This window comes from Luteimonas campi, from assembly GCF_051162505.1.
GTDB lineage: Bacteria > Pseudomonadota > Gammaproteobacteria > Xanthomonadales > Xanthomonadaceae > Luteimonas.
This window is the reverse complement of record NZ_JBNWEM010000006.1, coordinates 145496-159610: the sequence shown is the minus strand read 5'-3', so window position 1 is coordinate 159610 and position 14115 is coordinate 145496. Positions and strand designations below refer to the sequence as shown.

Here is a 14115-nt window from a genome sequence, read left to right as displayed (position 1 = left end):
ACTCAGGGCCGCAGGCAGCGAGCGAGGAAGGATTCGGCCAGCCGGTAGCGGTGCAGGGCGTCCTTGCCGCGCAGCCCGTGCTTGGCGCCGGGATAGGTCATCAGTTCGAATGGCGTGCCGCGCCCCTGCAGGTCGCTCATCAGCGCGGTGGAATTGCTGAACAGCACGTTGTCGTCGGCCATGCCGTGGACCAGCAGCAGCGCGCCCGGACGGATGCTGGCCGAGTGCGCCAGCACGCGCGCGGCCGCATAACCGTCGGGATTGGACGCGGGCAGGCCCATGTAGCGCTCGGTGTAATGCGTGTCGTAGAGCGCCCAGTCGGTCACCGGCGCCCCGGCCACGCCGCAGGCGTAGTCGTCCGGCGCGCGGCCGAGCAGCATCAGGGTCATGTAGCCGCCGTTGGACCAGCCATGCACGCCGATGCGCTCGCCGTCGACCCAGGGCTGCGCGCGCAGCCATTCCACGCCCTTGCGCTGGTCCTCGACTTCGACCGTGCCCTGCGCGCCGTACAGCGCGCCGCCGAAGTCGCGCCCGCGCCGCGGCGTGCCGCGATTGTCGAGCGAGAACACCACGTAGCCCTGCTGCGCGAGGTACTGGTTGAAGAACGCGTCGGCGCGTCCGGGCCAGGCATCGAGCACGGTCTGCGCGGCCGGTCCGCCGTAGACGTAGACCACCACCGGATAGCGTCGGGCGGGGTCGAAGCCGGGCGGTGTGATCAGGCTGTAGTGCAGCGGGGTGCTGCCGTCGGCGGCGGTGAGCGTGCCGAAACGGGTGGGCTGGTGCGCGTCGCGGTAGGGCGCGTAGGGGTGCCCGGGGTCGTCCAGCGCGTTGGGCAGCAGGGTCGCGAGGCGCGTGCCGTCGGCGGAGAAGAGTTCGATCTGCGGCGGGGTCGCGGTGTTAGACCAGCTGTCGACATAGACGCTGGCGTTGCCCGCGAAGCTGGCGTTGTGGCTGCCAGGCTCGCGCGAGAGCGTGGCGATCGGGCCGCCTTCGAGCGGGACCACGTGTATGTGGCGCTCGGTCGGCGCGGCAATGGGCGATGGCGCCGCCGCATCGGCTGCGGCATCGGCTGCGGTCGCCGGCACGCGCATGCCGGCGCTGAAATAGACCAGTCCCTTGTCCTGGTCCACCGCCAGCAGGGCGTCGACCGGCCAGTCGCCGCGGGTGAGCTGGGTCAGCCGTGCGCCGTCCTCGGCGGCCAGGTAGAGGTGCTCGAAACCGTCGCGCTCGGACGACCACAGGAAGCGGCCATCGGGCAGAAAGCGCAGGCTGTTGTGCAGCGGCACCCAGGTCTTCGAGGGCTCGGTGACGAGGACGCGCTGCGCGCCCGTGGCCAGCGTCGTCTCGACCAGGTCGAGGCGTTGCTGGTCGCGCGACTGGCGCTGGAAGGTCAGCCGCTGCGGGTCGCGCCAGTCCACGCGCGCCAGGTAGATGTCGCGTTCCTCGCCGAGGTCGATCCACTGCGGCTTCGCGCCTGCGCGCGGCGCGATCACGCCCAGCTGCACCAGCACGTTGCGTTCGCCTGCGGCGGGGTAGCGCTGCTCGACCACTTCGGTGCGGTCGGCGTACATCTCGTAGCGGCGCACCAGCGGCACCGGCGATTCGTCGATGCGCGCGAAGGCGATGGCCGAGTCGTCCGGCGCCCACCAGTAGCCGGTGTGGCGGTCCATCTCCTCGTCGGCGACGAACTCCGCCACGCCGTTGCCGATGGTGTCGCTGCCGTCGGCGGTCAGGCGCACCTGCGCGCCGTCGCGCAGGTCGATCACCCACAGGTCGCGCGCGCGCACGAAGCTCACGAACCCGCCCGCCGGCGAGATCCGCGGATCGGTGGCGAAGCCTTCGCCGTCGGTGAGCTTGCGCACCGCGTCCGCGCCGCTGCGGTCCAGATCGTAGAGATAGAGATCGCCGCCCAGCGGGAACAGCAGGCGGCGCGCATCCGGCGCCCACTGGTAGTCGACGATGCCCGAGAGCCCGGCGATGCGCTGGCGCTCGCGGCGCGCCTTTTCCTCGTCGCTCAGCGTTTCGGTGCCGGGCAGCACCACGCGCGAGTCGACCAGCATGCGGGTCTGGCCGCTGGCGACGTCGTATTCCCACAGGTCGAGCTGGTTGCGGTCGTCTTCCTTGCCGCGCAGGAAGGTTACCCGCGAGCCGTCGGGCGCGACCTGCGGCTTCATCAGCGTCGGACCGGACAGTGGCGCGTCGCCGGTGATCGCCTCCAGGGTGAGGCGGCGCGCGCCGGTGTCGGGCGTCGCGTGCGCGGCGGTGGCGGCGATCAGGGTCATGGCGAGCAGGGCGGTGAGGCGCATGGACGGCTTCCGTGGAACATCCGCCCTATTGTAGGAGCCGTGGACGGCGGGGCCAGTCGAAGGCCCCGCGGCAGGTCAGCGTGGGCCGAACAGCACCCGCTTCTGTTCCTCGCTCATCGGCTTGCCCAGGTCGGGGTTGACCTCGCGCGCCAGCGCATAGGCGCGGCGGGTGGCCGGCCGCGCGGCGATGGCGGCCTGCCAGCGCATCACTTCGGGGTAGGGCGACAGGTCGATCGGCGCCTTGTCGTACACGCCGATCCAGGGATAGGCGGCCATGTCGGCAATGGTGTATTCGTCGCCGGCGATGTAGCGGCGTCCCTCGAGCCGGTGGTCGAGCACGCCCAGCAGCCGGTTCACCTCGCCGGCATAACGCTTCTTCGCGTAGTCGATCTGCTCGGGCGCGTAGACGTGGAAGTGTCCGTACTGCCCGGTCATCGGACCCAGTCCGGCCATCTGCCAGAACAGCCATTCCAGCGTGGTGGTGCGCGTACGCGGGTCGGCGGGGAGGAAGCGTCCGGTCTTCCCGGCCAGGTAGAGCAGGATCGCGCCGGACTCGAACACGCTCAGCGGCGCGCCGCCGTCGGCCGGCGCGTGGTCGACGATGGCCGGCATCTTGTTGTTGGGCGAGATCGCCAGGAATTCCGCGCGGAACTGGTCGCCCTGGCCGATGTTGACCGGGCGGATGGTGTACTCCAGCCCGGCGCCGGCCTCGGCCAGCTCCTCGAGCAGCAGGGTGATCTTGTGGCCGTTCGGGGTCGGCCAGTAGTGGAGGTCGATCATGGCGCGCGCTCGCGTTGGCGGAGCCGAGGAGTCTAGCTCCCGCGCGGCGCGACCGCGTGCAGCCCGGCCCGCACCGCTGTGTTGCAGGGCCGGAATCGCCCGCCGCGGATGCCGCGGGAAAAGACCGGGACGGCCGATCGTGGATCGGCGCGTCCCGGCGGAGGAAGCCTTACTCGGTAGCGCACTCGGCCAGATGATCGAACTCGGTGCTCACCGACACGCCGCTCAGCGCGAGCGTCGTGCCGGCTGCGGCGCGCAGCGCGAACGGCAGCACCAGGCGACCGGTATCGGCACCGCCGGCGCGCAGGCACTTGAGCGGCACGCCCAGGCGCGTCCACTCGCCCTTGGGCAGCTTCGCCAGGGCCGGGCCGATCGCCACCTCGCCGCTGCAGCCTTCGCCGCAACCGGCCGACAGCGTCGCGTCCGCCTGCGCCGGCAGCGCATCCACGCGCAGCGTGAGCACGACGGGCACGTCGCCGTTGGTTTCGCGCGACAGGTCGATCGGCTGGTAGGACAGCAGCTGCACCACGCCCGCGCCGGTCCACTGGAACAGGCGCGCGCCTTCCTGCACGTCGGTGTTGATCGCGCTCATCTCCAGCGCGCCGTCCGCGGTCTTCGCGGCCGGATGCACCACGTCCATGGCATTGCCGTCCGCGCCGACCAGGCGCAGGGTCAGGCCGGTGGTGGGCGCACCGCGCACGAACCAGCTGTTGCCGCCGTCGGCATCCGGATCGATGCCCGGATCCTCGGGCAGCGGCGCCAGGTTGCCGTCGTCGGCGTAGGTCAGGCCGTGGCCGAACGCGAACAGCGGGTCATAGCCTTCCTGTCCGACGTTGTTGTCGTACTGGTCGGCGCGACGCGGCCAGGAGAAGCTGAGCTTGCCCTTGAAGTCGTGCTGCGGCTTGCCGTCGGCGCCCTGCAGCAGCACGTCGGCGACGCCGCCGCCTTCCGAGCCCGGCAGCCAGGCCGCCACGAAGGCGTCGGCGGCATTGATCTCGCGGTTGAGCCACAGCGGCCGGCCGCTGAGGAACACCGCCACGACCGGGATGCCGTCGGCCTTGAGCTTCTGGATCAGTTCGAGGTCGCCGGACTTGCCCGACTTGAACATCAGGTTCGACAGGTCGCCCTGGAACTCGGCGTAGGGCTCCTCGCCGAACACCACCACCGCCACGTCGGGCTTGGCGTCGTACTTGCCGTCGACCGACAGCTCGGCGCGGCCGCCGGCCGCATCGATCTGCGCCTTCAGCCCGTCCCAGATCGAGTCGGCGTTGGGGAAATCCTCGCGCTTGGTGCCATCGCCCTGCCAGGTCAGCGTCCAGCCGCCGGACTGCTTGGCGAGGTTGTCGGCGCCGTCGCCGGCCACCAGTACCCTGGCCTTGGGCGACAGCGGCAGGATGCCGCCCTGGTTCTTGAGCAGCACCAGCGACTCGCGCACCGCGCGCCGCGCGACCTCGCGGTGCGCCGGCGCGCCGAGCAGTTCGAACTTGCCGCCCAGCGCGCGCTCGGAGGGCTTCGGCTTCTCGAACAGGTTGGCGCGGAACTTCACCCGCAGGATGCGGCGCACCGCATCGTCCAGGCGCGGCATCGGGATGGTGCCGTCCTTGACGTGGCGCAGGGTCGATTCGTACATGCCCTTCCAGCTGTCGGACGCCATCGCCATGTCCAGGCCGGCGATGTAGGTCTGCGCGCAGTCGGTATTGGTGCAGCCGCGCACCTGGCCGTGGCCGTTCCAGTCGCCGACGATGAAGCCGCCGAAGTTCATGCGCTCCTTGAGCACGTCGGTGAGCAGCGGCTTGTGGCCGTGCATCTTCTCGCCGTGGAAGCTGTTGAACGAGGCCATCACCGCCTGCGCGCCCGCCGCGATCGACGGCACGTAACCGGCGGCATGGATGTCGCGCAGCTTCGCCTCGGTGACCACGGTATCGCCCTGGTCCTTGCCGTTGGCGGTGCCGCCATCGCCGAGGAAGTGCTTGACCGAACTCATCACGTGGTGGTCGTCGAGGAACTCGGGCGTGCCGGGCTTGCCCTGCAGGCCTTCGACGAACACGCCGGCATAGCTGGCGACCAGCGCCGGGTCTTCCGAATAGCCTTCGTAGGCGCGGCCCCAGCGATCGTCCTGCGGCACCGCGACGGTGGGCGCGAAGGTCCATTCCATGCCGGTGGTGCGCGTCTCGATCGCGGTGATGCGCGCGATCTCGCGCAGCAGTTCCGGATTGCGCGTGGCGCCCAGGCCGATGTTGTGGGGGAACAGGGTGGCGCCGACAATGTTGCTCTGGCCATGCATCGCGTCGATGCCCCAGATCACCGGGATCGCCTTGCCGCCGCCGCTGGTGTCCATCGAGGCTTCCCAGAACGCGTCGGCCAGCGCCAGCCACTCCTCGGGCTTGGCGTTGTACTTGCCGCCCGGGTCCGAGCCGCCGCCGGCCAGGATCGAGCCCAGCCGGTACTTGCGCACGTCGTCGGGCGTGATGCTGCCGATGTCGCCCTGCACGATCTGGCCGACCTTCTCCTCGACCGTCATCGTCGCCAGCAGGTCCTCGACCTTCTTCTCCAGTGCCGGATCATCGGCGAACGGCCACTGCGGCTGCGGCCAGTTCGCCGCATCGATCGCGCCGGCATTGGACGTGGCAGCCGATTCCTCCGCCGGTTGCGCGTTGGCGGCAGCGGCATCGCCCGCGCGCTCGCCGCCACAGGCGGCGAGCAGCAGCGCCGCGGCCAGGCCAGCGCCAAGGCGCGAGACGATGGGTGAAGTGCGAGGTGTACTCATTGGCGGTCGTCCCCTGGACTGTCGGATCCGGACTGAAGGCATCACGTGCGGCACGCGATGCTGCGCCGCGACATGACAGCGTTGTCAGATCGCGCACCATACCCGCTCTGCGCCCACGATGCTTGCTGCAAAGCACAAGCGGCGCCAGCGGGGAATGGAATGAACACTGGCGGGGATGGCGGGGACAGGGGCGTGGCTGGGCAGGCGGCCGGCAGTCGCGCCGGTCTGGCAGAATCCACAGGCTTTGCGACGGGGACCTGCAAACCGATGGTGCGCGTAAGGATCGAGGATGTGGCGGCGGAGGCGGGCGTGTCGATGAAGACCGTCTCGCGCGTGCTCAACGAGGAGCCCAACGTCTCCGAGCGCACCCGAGAGCGCGTACGCGAGGTGGTCGAGCGGCTGCAGTACCGCCCGCACCCTTCCGCGCGCGTGCTCGCCGGGCGCAAGTCCTACCTGGTGGCGATGCTCTACGACAATCCGTCGAGCAACTATCTGATGGAGGTCGAGCAGGGCGTGCTCGACGCCTGCCAGGCCCAGCACTACAACCTGATGCTGGCGCCGCTGGTGTACGACGCCAAGGACATCGTCTCCAAGGTGGAATCGCTGGTGCTGCAGTCGCGCCTGGATGGCGTGGTGCTGACCCCGCCGATCACCGACGACGCCGCCCTGCTGGCGCGCCTGGACGAGCTGGATATTCCCTGGGCGAGCATTTCGCCGACCGAGCGCAACCGTCGCATCGGCGTGATCGTGGACGAGCCCAGCGCGGTGGCCGAGATGATCGGGCACCTGGCCTCGCTGGGGCATCGCCGCATCGCGCACATCAAGGGCCACCCGGCACACGGCGCCAGCAAGTGGCGACTGGCCGGATACCGCGAAGGGATGGCGCGCGCCGGCCTTCCGCTGGACGAGACGCTGATCGCCGATGGCGAGTTCTCCTACGACTCGGGTTTCGCGGCGACCAACCGCCTGCTGGATCTACCCGACCCGCCGACCGCCATCTTCGCGGCGAACGACGACATGGCGGCCGGCGCGATCGGCGCGGTCTGCGAGCGTGGACTCGCGGTGCCGCGCGATATCTCGGTCTGCGGTTTCGACGACACGCCGATCGCACGCCATATCTATCCGACGCTCACCACCGTGCGCCAGCCCACCCGCGAGATGGGGCGCCTGGCGGGCGTGGAACTGCTCAAGGCCATCCGCGACCGCGAGCAGGGCGGCATGGTGACCGTGCCCTATACGCTGCAACTGCGGCGTTCGACCGGTCCGCGCCGGAGCTGAGCGGAGCGCGCCGCATGGTCGGCGGCCACAGATGCAATCGCTTGCGCAAGCCGGATCCGGCTTGCCTTCCCATGTCGTGACGACGACACGGCTGAGACTTTTCCTGGCTTCCCGGTATTGCCGACCCCGGCTCCTCCTGCCCGATGTTGGCGCATGACCCGACACGCGCGGCGATGTCTGCTGCGAGACAGCGAAAGGTAGCGCTAACAGTCGCGGAGCCGCGATTTCAAGAGTTGACAACGCTGTCAGCCACCTTCCTAATGCAGCCGCCACCGGCCACGCCGGCACCGGCCTCACAACCTGATTCGTGACGACCTTGGGAGAGGGAAGGTTCATGAAAACCACCAAAGCAGCGCCCCAGCGGCGCCTGTTGACGTCGGCGCTGCTGCTCGCGCTGACCACGCCGCTCGCGGCACAGACCGTTGCCCAGGACGCCGCGCCCGCGGCCTCGCAGGCAGCAGACCAGGAACCTGCCGAACTCGAGGCGATCGTCGTCACGGGCATTCGCGCCAGCCTGGAATCGTCGATGAACCTCAAGCGCGACGCGCAAGGCGTCGTCGACGGCATCGTCGCCGAGGACATCGGCAAGTTCCCCGATACCAACCTGGCCGAATCGCTGCAGCGCATCAGCGGCGTGTCGATTGACCGCACCGCCAGCGGCGAAGGATCCAAGGTCACCGTGCGCGGCATCGGCCCCGACCACAACCTGGTGCTGCTCAACGGCCGACAGATGCCGGGGGCGCTGTTGAACGGCTTCTCCGTCTCCAACTCGCGTGCCTTCGACTTCGCCAACCTGGCGTCCGAAGCGGTGTCGGGTGTGGAGGTCTACAAGACCGGGCTGGCGTCCAACCCGACCGGCGGCATCGGTGCGACCATCAACATCAAGACCGCGCGTCCGCTGGACGTCGGCAGCCTGGCCAATATTGGGCTGAAGACGGTCCACGACACGTCCAACGGCAACCTGCCCGCATCGATTCAGGGTGACGACTTCACCGGCGAGCTGTCCGGCATCTACAGCCAGACCTTCGCCGACGGGAAGTTCGGCATCGCGCTCAACGGCAGCTACCAGGATCGCGACAGTGGCTTCAGCCAGGTCGGCGTGACCTCGGGCTGGCGCACCCACTTCGGTGGCGAGGGCGGCTGGGGCGCGATCGCGCCCGGAACTCCGGGCAACGACAACCTGCCAGGCCCGACCGACCTGTACTCGGTGCCCCAGAACCTCAACTACAGCGTCAACAGCATTCAGCGCCAGCGCACCAACGGCCAGGTGACCCTGCAGTGGGCGCCGACCGACCGGGTGACCACCACGCTGGATTACACCTACTCGGAAAACAAGATCCAGCAGCAGCGCAACGAGATGTCGGTGTGGTTCAACTTCGTCGGCGTTGAAAGCGCGTGGACCGATGGTCCCGCGGCAGGACCGGTGTTCTACCGTGAACTGATCCCGTGCACGGGCACGCAGAACCCCGACGGCACCTATGCCGGGTGCAGCGACCTGGCGATGGCCGGTGGCAAGAGCGCCACTCGCGCCGTCAACGAGTCGACCGGCTTCAACGTCGAGTGGGAAGTGAACGATTCGCTCGACCTGGCGTTCGACTATCACCACTCCACGGCAGAACTGTCCCCGGACAGCGAGTGGGGTTCGCAGGCCGCGATTGGCACCGCAGCTTGGATCCGTGGCGATACCACCGTCTATTTCGACGGTGAACTGCCGATCGTGAACTTCGCGCTGGCGCCGGGCGTCAGCGGAGTGGATCCCTCGCAGGCACGTGTGACCGGCCGCCAGTTCGTGAATGGCTATTCGCGCGGCGAGGTCGACCAGGGGCAGCTGAGCGGCGACTTCAAGTTCGGCGACTACTCCAGCCTCCGGTTCGGCGCGGCGTCCACCGAGGTCAAGAATCGCACCGCCTGGGGCATCAACGAGGCACCGGACTGGGGCGGCATCGGCCTGGCTTCGGACTGGGACGACAGCATCTGGAGCGTCGACGACATGTCGCGCTACTTCGACGCCTTCCCGGGCCACAACGATCCGCGCTTCAGCGGCCAGTTCATGACGTTCGACTTCGAGCGGCTGCGCCAGGCCGTGGGCGAGTTCACCGGCAGGCCGGACCTCGCGCGCCGTCCGGACAATTTCGATCGTGCCGACCTGCTCTCGACGGAGAAGACCAGGAGCGCCTACCTCCAGTACAGCACCAGCTTCCAGACCCGGATTCCGGTGAATCTGGCGGTGGGCGTGCGCTACGAGAAGACCAAGGTCGAGTCGTCTGCCCAGGTGGATACTCCGGTCCTGGTGCGCTGGGTGGCGGACAACGAGTTTTTCACCGACATGGGCGCGAAGTCGTTCACCACCATGACCGGCGAGTACGACTACTGGCTTCCCAACGTCGATACCAGTTTCGAACTGCGCGACGACATGGTGCTTCGCGCCAGCTACGGCCATTCGATCGGCCGGCCGGGCTGGCAGGACATCCAGGGCGGGCAGACCGTGAGCCCCCTGCTGCGCGTCAATGGCGGCAGCGGTGCGGCGGGCAATCCGAACCTCAAGCCGCTGCTGTCCAAGAACATCGACCTGTCCTACGAGTGGTATTACGGGGAGGCCAGCTATTTCTCGGTCGGCTATTACCGCAAGAACATCTCCAACTACATCGACAGCGGCGCGGGCTCGTTCGAGGACACCCTGTTCAGCCTGCCCACGCCAGTCGGCGGCGAGTACTGGAACGCGGCTCTGGCTGCGGGTTGCGGCGACGCGGACGTGGGCTGCATCCGCCAGTACATCTTCGACAACTTCGATGGCCAGCCGGGCGTCGACAGCACGGCGGGTTCGAACGGCGTCATCACCGGCCGTCCCGGTGATCCGCTGACGGTGTACCGGGTCGCGATTCCCGGCAATGCCGGGTCCCACAGCCTGAACGGCTATGAGCTGAACGTGCAGCACATGTTCGGCGAAACCGGCTTCGGCGTGGCGGCGAACTACACGATCGTCGATAGCGACAGTCTGTCGTACGACAACGCGGCCAAAGGCCCGCAGCAGGTGCTGATCGGCCTGAGCGACTCGGCCAACCTGGTCGGCTTCTACGACAAGGGTCCGTGGCAGGTCCGCCTGGCCTACAACTGGCGCGACAAGTTCCTCAGCAGCCAGTACGACGGCGATCCCGCCGACAACGCCAAGAACAACCCGGTTTATGTCGAGGAATACGGGCAGTGGGATCTCAGCGTGGGGTATCAGGTTACCGATCGCCTCACCCTCCAGCTCGAGGGGATCAACCTGACCGATGAAACCGCGCGCTTGAGCGAGCGCCACAAGAACATCCTGTTCTACGGCACCCAGACGGGGCCGCGGTACATGGTGGGCTTCCGCTACAACTTCGACTGACGCGACCGTGACGAACGGATGCAGCCGCCGGCGACAGGCGGCTGCATCCATCGGTTGCGGGGCGGCCATGGCGCCGCCCCGCTAGCCGTCTGCCCGCGTCCCCATCCCCATCGCGACGCCGGGCTGCATGGCGCTAGGATGCCCATGGAAGCGTCCTCGCGCGGCGGGCGGAGCGCGACCTCCGGTCGCGTTGCCGCAGCGTCGCGAGATGTCCGATCATGTCAGTCGGCGCGGTATGCCGCGTTTCAGGCCCGAGATCCGATGACCCGTCACGTCCAGCTCAACAACATCGATCACCGGGACCTGCGCATCGATACCCGGCGCAGCGTGGCGCTGGGCGACGGCGTGGCCTATGCCGCCACCTTTCCGGCCGAGTTCCGCGAGATCCAGGCCTACTATCCGATCGTGTTTCGGCGCGATGCGACCGGCACGTTCGCTCCGCTGGCGCTGTTCGGTTTCGAGGAGGGGCGCAACCTGTTCCTGGAGGGCGAGCGTTGGGACGCGGCCTACGTCCCGCTGTCGATCGAGCGCAGCCCGTTCCTGATCGGGCGTGGCGGCGATGACATCACCGTGCACCTCGATCTGGACAGCCCGCGCGTACGGCGCGACGCCGGCCAGCCACTGTTCCGCGAGCACGGCGGCAATACCGAATACCTGGATCGTGTCTCGTCGGTGCTGTTGACCCTGCACAACGGACTGCAGCGCGTGCCGGCATTCGTGGACGCGCTGCAGGCGCACCAGTTGCTGGAATCGTTCGTGCTGGACATCGAGCTGGATGACGGCTCGGTCAACCGGCTTGCGGGCTATCACACCATCAACGAGGACCGCCTGCGCGCGCTGGACGCCGGGGCGCTGGGGGAGCTGCATGCCGCGGGTCACCTGGAGCCGGTCTTCATGGCGGTGGCTTCAGTGTCCAACTTCCGCGACCTGATCGACAGGATGAACCGGAGCCGTGCTGGCAGGCGCTAGCCCAATCGCGGAGCGTCGAGGCGATGCGCCCGATGCCCTGTCCGAAGCGGTCCTGACGTCGGCCGCACCGGTCGTACTGCGTGGCCTCGTCGCGCATTGGCCGATGGTGGCGGCGGCGCGCGATTCCATGCAGGCGGCGGTCGCCTACTTGCGCCGCCTCGAACGACCGGAGGCGCCACCCGTGGTCGCGACCGTCGGGCCGCCGGAGATCGGCGGGCGGGTGTTCTACAACGAGGATCTGAGCGGGTTCAATTTCCGGCAGGAGCAGATCCGCCTGCGCACCGTGCTCGACACGCTGCTCAAGTACGCCGCGCACGATGCGCCGCCGATGATCTACGTGGCCTCCACCACGCTGGACACATGGCTGCCGGGTTTCCGCGACGAGAATGTTCTCACGCTGGGCAACCGCGAACCGCTGGCGAGCATCTGGATCGGAAACCGCACGCGCATCGCCGCACACCAGGACGTGCCCGACAACGTCGCGTGCGTCGTGGCCGGGCGGCGCCGGGTCACCCTGTTTCCGCCCGATCAGCTGCGCAACCTCTACATCGGCCCGCTGGATTTCACTCCGGCCGGCCAGGCCATCAGCCTGGTGGACGTCACTGCGCCCGACCTGCAGCGCTTCCCGCGCTTCGCCGAGGCGATGCGGCACGCGCAGGTCGCCGAACTGAATCCGGGCGACGCGGTGTACATCCCCTCCATGTGGTGGCACCACATGGAGGGACTGGAGCCGTTCAATGTGCTGGTCAACTACTGGTGGCGCGATGTGCCCGGCTGGATGGATACACCGATGAACGTGCTGATGTACGCGCTGATGACCCTGCGAGATCTGCCGCCGCACGAGCGCGACATCTGGCAGGAGGTGTTCCGCCACTACGTGTTCGAGGCCGATGCGGGCACGGCCGGGCATATTCCGGAACCCGCGCGCCGCGTGCTGTCCCCGCTGAACGAGGAACGCGCGCGGGACCTGCGCGCGCGCCTGCTCAAACGCATCAACCGCTGACCCAACTGCCAGGAGCCTTCCATGCGCAATGAACCCGGTGGCATCCACGACCGCCCGATCAGGCGCGTGGTCATCGCCGGCGGCGGGACCGCGGGCTGGATGGCGGCGGCCGCCGTCTCCAGGATCCTCGGCAAGACGCTGGAGATCACCCTGGTCGAGTCGGAGGAGATCGGCACGGTGGGCGTCGGCGAAGCCACCATTCCCACCCTCCTCAGCTTCCATCAGATGCTCGACATCGGCGAGCAGGACTTCTTGTCGGCGGTACAGGGCACCATCAAGCTCGGGATCTCGTTCGAAAACTGGCTGGATGTCGGGCACCGCTACATCCACTCGTTCGGATTCAGCGGCAGGGACCAGCGGACGGCGGGTTTCCAGCACTTCTGGCTGCGCGGGCGGCAGGAGGGCATCGCCAGCGGCTACGAGGACTATTGTTTCGAGCTGAAAGCGGCACTGGCGGACCGCTTCGCCCACCTGCCGCGCGGCGGCATCAACTACGCCTATCACATGGACGCCAGCCTGTACGCCAGGTACCTGCGCCAGATGAGCGAACGCCACGGCACGCGCCGGGTGGAAGGCAAGATCGCCGAGGTGATGACCGATGCCGAATCCGGCTGCATCACCGCGTTGAAGATGGAAGACGGCGGGCTTGTCGAAGGGGATTTCTTCCTCGACTGCACCGGCTTCCGCGCGCTGCTGATCGGCAAGACGCTTGGAGTGGGCTTCGAGGACTGGTCGCGCTGGCTGCTCAACGACAGCGCGCTCGCCGCCCAGACCACCGCCGTGCGCGACGCAGTGCCCTACACGCGTGCGATCGCCTGGACCGCCGGCTGGCAGTGGCGCATTCCGCTGCAGCACCGGGTCGGCAACGGAATCGTCTATTCCAGCCGCCATACCACCGACGACGAAGCGCGGGAACACTTTCTGGCCACCATCGAGGGCGAGGTCATCAAGCAGCCCTGGCCGGTGCGTTTCCGGCCCGGACGGCGAGAGCGCTGCTGGGAAAAGAACTGCGTTGCGCTGGGCCTGGCTGGCAGCTTTGTCGAGCCGCTGGAGTCGACCACGATCCACCTCATCCAGCGCGGGATTACCCACTTTCTTCAGAACTTCCCGCAGGTCATCACCCGAAGCGCCATCGACCAGTACAACGCGCAGCTGGATGCGGAGCTCCAGCACGTGCGCGACTTCGTGGTCCTGCACTACGCACTGAGCAACCGTCGCGACACGCCGTACTGGCAGTACATGGCGGACATGGCGTTGCCGGCCAGCCTGCAACATCGTATCGACCTGTTCCGCGAGACGGGCAGCGTCTTCCATGTCCCCGGGGAATTGTTCGGCGAGAACTCCTGGGTCCAGGTGATGATGGGGCAGGGGATCACGCCCCGGCATTACCATCCCAGCGCCGACGCGATGGACAGGCCCGACCTGGAGCGCTTCCTGGGCGAGATCCGCAACCAGACGCTGCGGAACGTCGAAGGCCTGCCCTCGCACATGGACTACATGCGCAGCTACGCGCCGGCCGCGAAGCCTGCCTGATGCCGCCCCTGGACCTCTGCAGGCACCGGTCACGCCGAGGGCGGCGCACCGCAGGGTCAGGCTGAGCGGAGACCCACCGCGCCACGAGTATGCCGGGCCGCCGCCG

The 14115-nt window shown here is 68.3% G+C and carries 8 protein-coding genes; 5 read left to right on the top strand and 3 right to left on the bottom strand.

The features are described from left to right. Positions 1-2 precede the first annotated feature (2 nt). The 3 genes from ACQYVW_RS16090 to ACQYVW_RS16080 form a co-directional block, all read right to left on the bottom strand. The gene (locus ACQYVW_RS16090; RefSeq protein WP_434947671.1) at positions 3-2306 is read right to left on the bottom strand and encodes a S9 family peptidase; all 2304 of its coding nucleotides are present in this window, start codon (positions 2304-2306) and stop codon (positions 3-5) included. Positions 2307-2381: 75 nt separating this feature from the next. Further along, positions 2382-3086 (bottom strand): glutathione binding-like protein, encoded by a 705-nt coding sequence (locus ACQYVW_RS16085; protein ID WP_434932835.1) that lies wholly within the window; start codon positions 3084-3086, stop codon positions 2382-2384. Positions 3087-3255: 169 nt separating this feature from the next. Next, positions 3256-5853, bottom strand: a complete 2598-nt coding sequence (locus ACQYVW_RS16080; protein WP_434947670.1) for a glycoside hydrolase family 3 protein — start codon at positions 5851-5853, stop codon at positions 3256-3258. 315 nt (positions 5854-6168) lie between these two features. Between ACQYVW_RS16080 and ACQYVW_RS16075 the strand changes: the two genes are divergently transcribed. From ACQYVW_RS16075 to ACQYVW_RS16055, 5 genes are all read left to right on the top strand, one after another. Continuing rightward, positions 6169-7131 carry a LacI family DNA-binding transcriptional regulator gene (locus tag ACQYVW_RS16075; RefSeq protein WP_434932839.1) on the top strand — a complete coding sequence of 321 codons (963 nt, stop codon included), beginning with the start codon at positions 6169-6171 and terminating at the stop codon, positions 7129-7131. Positions 7132-7465: 334 nt separating this feature from the next. Next, positions 7466-10504, top strand: a complete 3039-nt coding sequence (locus ACQYVW_RS16070; protein ID WP_434947669.1) for a TonB-dependent receptor — start codon at positions 7466-7468, stop codon at positions 10502-10504. A 261-nt stretch (positions 10505-10765) separates the two neighbouring features. After that, on the top strand, positions 10766-11473 hold the full coding sequence (locus ACQYVW_RS16065) for a SapC family protein (RefSeq protein WP_434947668.1): 708 nt from the start codon (positions 10766-10768) through the stop codon (positions 11471-11473). Next, on the top strand, positions 11457-12476 hold the full coding sequence (locus ACQYVW_RS16060) for a cupin-like domain-containing protein (RefSeq protein ID WP_434947667.1): 1020 nt from the start codon (positions 11457-11459) through the stop codon (positions 12474-12476). The genes ACQYVW_RS16065 and ACQYVW_RS16060 overlap by 17 nt, the downstream gene beginning before the upstream one ends. Positions 12477-12497: 21 nt before the next feature. Then, positions 12498-14009: a tryptophan halogenase family protein gene (locus tag ACQYVW_RS16055; protein WP_434947666.1), complete on the top strand. Its 1512-nt coding sequence runs from the start codon at positions 12498-12500 to the stop codon at positions 14007-14009. The last annotated feature ends 106 nt before the right edge of the window (positions 14010-14115 follow it).